Source organism: Paenibacillus sp. O199, assembly GCF_001636635.1.
In the GTDB taxonomy this organism is placed as follows: Bacteria; Bacillota; Bacilli; order Paenibacillales; family Paenibacillaceae; genus Paenibacillus; species Paenibacillus marchantiae.
Genome location: NZ_LGRP01000078.1, coordinates 1 through 5,309, shown reverse-complemented (window position 1 = coordinate 5,309; position 5,309 = coordinate 1). Strand labels below are relative to the sequence as shown.

The window sequence follows — 5,309 nt, the reverse complement described above, 5'->3', positions numbered from 1 at the left end:
CTGGGTGTGTGAGCTGCGCCGGTGGGCGCTATAGAGATGCGCGGATCTCTTCCGGATCGGAGAGAGCGGCCGCGCTTCTGGCGCTTGGGCTTAAGCTGGGGGGATGAAAAATGGCTGTAGGAATTTAGGTTGAATTCTTTTTTGCCTTTTTTCGAATGATTCTCTTACTGGTAGTTCATTAATTTTTTTTAATTCATGCAATCTACGATGCTCTGCAAGGTCATCCATAACATCAATAAGCTGTAACCGCAATTCATCAAAGATTGACATGTCATAACTTCCAAGAATCTCAAACCCTTCACCATAGCAATATAAATCTTCTATTAGGATTTGTTTCCTTTCTTCAGATAAGTTGTTATAAATACTTGGCTTAATCCACCATTCATCGTTCATTACCATGAATCTTTCAATTAGATTTAGTATATAAATGTCATCATTTATGATAGCAGCTAGATAGTCTGAATGCTGAGTGTGAAGCTCTTTGTCCGTTATGATAATTAAATCTGTCGTATGTTCAGCTGGCATACAATTCAAAATGATATTATGATCAACACCTTCGCTATTATTCCTAAACCTAAAACTAACTTTCCCATTAACAGCTACGGGAACTTGAAAACCTAGTTTCTTATACATTACATATACAGGAAAATCAGGATGGGTGAAATCTGTCAAAATATACGTATATTTTTTATCGTCCATAATGTCTAATATTTTTTTGACCTCAAGCCTTTGCTTATCAAGTTTTTCAATCCTTGTATTAGTTTGTTCAACAGCATTTGAATAACCTAAATCCAATTCAACATGTGTATCTTCATCTTTCTCTTTATCAAGTTTCTCCTTAAATTTGGGACGGATAACCTCAATGACCTTTTCCCTAAAAACGTGATAACTCAAAGATCTAAATACTTGACGAAATATATCTTTATCAGATTTAATTCCTGATTTGTCTAGCCGAGCAAACATTTCATCGTGAAGCTTACAGAATCCCTTAAAAGTTGACGCATGGGGTATACCACAATCTTCAATTAACATAGACTTATTTGGATATGCTTTTCGTGATTTAGGTGCAAGTAAGTTACGTATTTCCCCTTGTTCATTGAGGGTTTCAAGCGACTGTTTTTCGGATATAGAATGGGAATTGATTGCTTCCACTTCACAATCAGGATACATACAGATTGACTTTTGTTTGACCATATATCTCTGTATTGCTTTATCTACGGCCGTATCGAGTTTATATTTTTCGGTTTGATTCATCGTTTTTCTCCTATGTATAAGCAGATTTGTAAGCAAATGCGATTGATGTAGGGCAATTCGTCCTGAATAACTCTATTGTGAATTTTTCATATAGTGCAGAATTCATAATAGTCCGGTTTGTCGGTGTTTTGTAACCGTACCTCATATCCAACCATTCCACGTTTCTACATGAAAAAAGACTTTATGTCCTCATATTCGGTTCCTGGCTCTTTTTTTTAGTTGGCCATAACTTTAACGTTCGGGTATTGCTCTGAAATAGATCCGCTGCAGGAACTTCCCTGGGATCCAAATTGCTTTAAAAGACGAACATTATTATCCTTCGTGGTCTTCTAATGAGTTTCAAACTCCCTCATAACCTTGTAAAAGGTATTCTTCTTCAGATCCAATCTTTTCATAAATTCTACAGCCGAAAGCTCATTATTTTTCCATAGAGGATAGTCGGTATCCAGGGTGTTCCTTTGCGCCGGTGTAAGAGTATTCAAATTTATTTGTGGCCGCCCCAAGTGTTTCCCTTTTTTCTTGGCTTCAGCAATACCTTCAGCCTGTGCTTGTTTAATGCCATTACGTTCCTCTTCAGCAAGCCAGCTAAGTATCTGAAGCACAAGATCCATAATAAGCTGCCCGATCCCCTCCAACTCCTGGTACTTCCGCGTATCGAGAATTGGGATGTCGATCACCACAACATGAATTCTCGCATCGATCAGCCATTGCCACTCTCTCAATATCTCTTGTTTGTTACGGCCAAAACGATTAATTGATTTTACAAAGAGCGTATCTCCCTCACGCATGACTCGCTTCAATAACTGATATTCTGGCCGATCAAAATTTTTGCCGCTGGCCTTGTCCACAAAAATGTATTCATCTTGAATTCCCTGGTCACGTAGTACAGTTAACTGCCGGTCTTCATTTTGATCCTTTGTTGATACTCTGGCGTATCCGTATTCTCTCGTGAATGTTCTCATCCCTTGTCCTCCAAGCGTTTAAAAAGGTGTATTATATATACTAAACGTTTTAAAACGAAAAACAATACCTTTATGGAAGGTAGAACGTGCTGTTTTAAGTTATCCTTAAAGATATACCTTTACGGACGGCGAGACCCCTAAGGCGTCTTCTTGAAAACTCCCAGTTCTTAGTCCACTATTTATTATCAGAAATCTCACAACCTCCGAGTAATTTACTACGTTATATAAGTAGACCTAAGGAAAAATTGAAAATAACTATCGAAAAGGAGCCTCGATCCATGAAGAGAAAAAGATTAGTACCTCTTTTGCTTGCTGGAATTGTTGCTGGATCTATTTTAGTAGCATCTACTACAACTGCGGAAAGAGTTGTTGCCCAAACTCCGATGGAGGCAGCAATTGAGTACTTTGATGCTTACATTGCTAAGGATGCTGAGGGAATGATGTTCTATTCAAAAGATACAAACTATTTGGATGAGAAAAGTCGTAAAGAAGGATATGTAAAGGATTTTAAAACCAATCCTACTACTGGGTATGAAATTGTGGAAAGTAAACAAATCAACAGTAATGAAGTTCAACTTTATGTAGTTCAAAAGTATGCAGGACAAAGCTATGAACAGTCGCCCCCACTCCCATTTAAAGTTTTCAAAAGCGAAACTGGATGGAAGGTTTTAGTAGAGCCATTGGAAATCAACACTGCGACAGGTGAAGTCACTAAAGGTACGCCGATACACGCTAGGAAGTATATGGATAATTAGTTTTTTCTTGAAAAAATATGGATAGAGAGGTTCATGTTTAAAAACGCTTTTGTGGATACCACAAAAGCGTTTTTTTCATTAATAAATGAGACTAGTTCTTAATTCTAATAGTAGCAGTGGCTTGAGCTGGATACGACTTTTTAACTCAGCAGGAAAAAAAGGATATAAAATTATACCTTTTAGGATAGTATAAAAAATTAAACACTTTATATTTTTGAACTGTTGACAGAAATAACCACATTGATGTAATATACAGTTGTAAAAAAGTGGAGGTGTTTATATTGGAAAAAGTCTCGAACACGATCAATTTGCAGGAACTCATTAAAGCATCGGGCCTTAAGATCACATCAGAACAACTGGTTGAATCAATCGTAGAGCAGTACACAATGTCTCAAGAAGAGCTTGTTGATCGCTTCCATTTCTCTAATCAACGGATCAAAACCCTTCGAGAAAAGAAGCTTATTCGGGAAATTAAGAAAGGTTTGTATCTTCGAGAGCAGGTCGAAAATATGAGAGAGAAACAGATTAGGGAAAAACGGCTCGAGAAGTTCGGGGATTACAGATTGACGCCTGCTTACGAGGAATATGAGGACAGCCTTATTATTGATAAGCTCCGTTTTTACGACTGTTTGACGTGCGTAAGGGCTGAATCTAAAAGTCAACGTTACAACCCGCAGAATGATGAGTACAACATCCATTTAACCGAAGTCCTTAAGACCGTGCTTGAAGCTTTTAATGCCGGCAAAGATGTATACTTCTTTGAACATCGGGCATTCCAATATGTTCGGTATGAAGAGGACATACAGAAAGTTATAGATTCAAACAATTACTGGTTCAAAAAACATTCAGTGAGTCAGTTTCTGGATTTACTCCAGATGCCTGTATCTGAATATCTCGGATTTCAGGAAATCATGAACTACTCTTCAATTGTAAAATCACTAACAAAGTTAGAAGAAGAGTAGAACCTATAGCGGATAAAATACTCGCATTGAATAATATGATATATTCATTAAGAGTCTATTTAGCAACTCTATGGATTGCTTAGCAAAAAGGTTGCCTAGACCATCCCGGACTACTTTTCATTTTTGGTATGACCAATAGAATATTTAGAGAATTTTGGGGGAAATGGAATGAGCAATGAATACTATTTATTCCTTGATGAATCAAAGCCAAACGGGAGTAATATACATCATTTATGTTTGGCTGGGGTCATTATTAGAAAAGAAACATACGAAAATGAAGTTGTCCCTGAAGTCAGAGCCTTAAAACAGCGGGTCTTTAATAATACAGATATCATCCTTCATGAATCGGAGATCCGGGCAAGCCGAGATTTGCCGTATACTGTTTTAAGGCAGCGTGAGAAACGAGCAGAATTTTGGCAGGGAATGGACAATATCTTCCGGAATTATAATTTGACCACGCTCGGGGCTTCTATTCATATTAGCGATTTTAAATCGTTTTATAATGACAGTGAGTTAAACGATGAGTATTACATCGTGCTTCAGATCGTACTTGAAAACTTTGTACATTTTTTAAGAAGTCATAACGCTAAAGGACAAGTCTATATCGAAGGCATTAACACGACTGATGATACTAGGCTCCGCAATACGTATCATAAGATTGTAGCCAATGGGACGTTATATTATAGCCCAAATGCTTTCCAGGATCGCTTGTTAAACATTAACTTTCTGATTAAAGCAGATAACAATATCGGCCTTCAATTAGCTGATTTTGTTCCAGGTACATTAAACCGCACATGCAACGGATTAAGTCCGAAACAGCCATCCATCTATCCGTTAATTGATGCAGCTCTGTATGATGGCGGCCATGGCTTAAAACAACGCTTCGGATTTAAGATCCTGCCCTAATAATTTTGTGGATGTTTATTGACAAATGGTTTTTTATCAATTATCATTAGAATACATTCTAGGTGATGAGGTTTACGATAGTTTTCCTCATGCTAGAGCAGGATATGAGGGAATTACGATAGTTCTTCGCTCATTACGACGGGAACACCTTTACTGAATAGTTAAGGTGTTTTTTTACCTAATTTTAACACACACACATTAAGACAAAACTGGATATAATACTTAATGCGAATTACGATAGTTCTTCGCACAACATATAGAGGATTGAACTATGAACATTCTTCGTCCTCGCAAACGAGAAACGACCCTTTCTGAATAGTCAGGGTCGTTTTTATGCAATGGTAATCAGATATGCAATGGGAAACGACAGATCAATAAAAATCAAGAAGCCAACCTAGGTGATCAATTGCTATTTTTCAAAATAACGAGCGACAATACGGATCGTTGCAGAAATGCTGACGATCCTTTTT

5 protein-coding genes are annotated in these 5,309 nt (G+C 37.4%); 3 read left to right on the top strand and 2 right to left on the bottom strand.

Annotated features, from left to right (window positions below):
* Positions 1–90 precede the first annotated feature (90 nt).
* The gene (locus tag A6049_RS32050; RefSeq protein WP_063568442.1) at positions 91–1,254 is read right to left on the bottom strand and encodes a hypothetical protein; all 1,164 of its coding nucleotides are present in this window, start codon (positions 1,252–1,254) and stop codon (positions 91–93) included.
* Between the two features lie 329 nt (positions 1,255–1,583).
* Positions 1,584–2,216 carry a recombinase family protein gene (locus A6049_RS32045; protein WP_063568441.1) on the bottom strand — a complete coding sequence of 211 codons (633 nt, stop codon included), beginning with the start codon at positions 2,214–2,216 and terminating at the stop codon, positions 1,584–1,586.
* 278 nt (positions 2,217–2,494) lie between these two features.
* Between A6049_RS32045 and A6049_RS32040 the strand changes: the two genes are divergently transcribed.
* The 3 genes from A6049_RS32040 (at position 2,495) to A6049_RS32030 (ending at position 4,839) form a co-directional block, all read left to right on the top strand.
* On the top strand, positions 2,495–2,971 hold the full coding sequence (locus tag A6049_RS32040; protein WP_063568440.1) for a hypothetical protein: 477 nt from the start codon (positions 2,495–2,497) through the stop codon (positions 2,969–2,971).
* Between the two features lie 281 nt (positions 2,972–3,252).
* Complete coding sequence (locus tag A6049_RS32035; RefSeq protein ID WP_063568439.1) at positions 3,253–3,933, top strand: hypothetical protein; 681 nt, start codon at positions 3,253–3,255, stop codon at positions 3,931–3,933.
* 168 nt (positions 3,934–4,101) lie between these two features.
* Positions 4,102–4,839, top strand: coding sequence for a DUF3800 domain-containing protein (locus A6049_RS32030; protein ID WP_063568438.1), 738 nt, complete (start codon positions 4,102–4,104; stop codon positions 4,837–4,839).
* Positions 4,840–5,309 lie beyond the last annotated feature (470 nt).

Coding starts and splice junctions, on each gene's coding strand:
- A6049_RS32050 (WP_063568442.1), bottom strand. CDS start 1,254: ATGAATCAAACCGAAAAATATAAACTCGATACGGCCGTAGATAAAGCA.
- A6049_RS32045 (WP_063568441.1), bottom strand. CDS start 2,216: ATGAGAACATTCACGAGAGAATACGGATACGCCAGAGTATCAACAAAG.
- A6049_RS32040 (WP_063568440.1), top strand. CDS start 2,495: ATGAAGAGAAAAAGATTAGTACCTCTTTTGCTTGCTGGAATTGTTGCT.
- A6049_RS32030 (WP_063568438.1), top strand. CDS start 4,102: ATGAGCAATGAATACTATTTATTCCTTGATGAATCAAAGCCAAACGGG.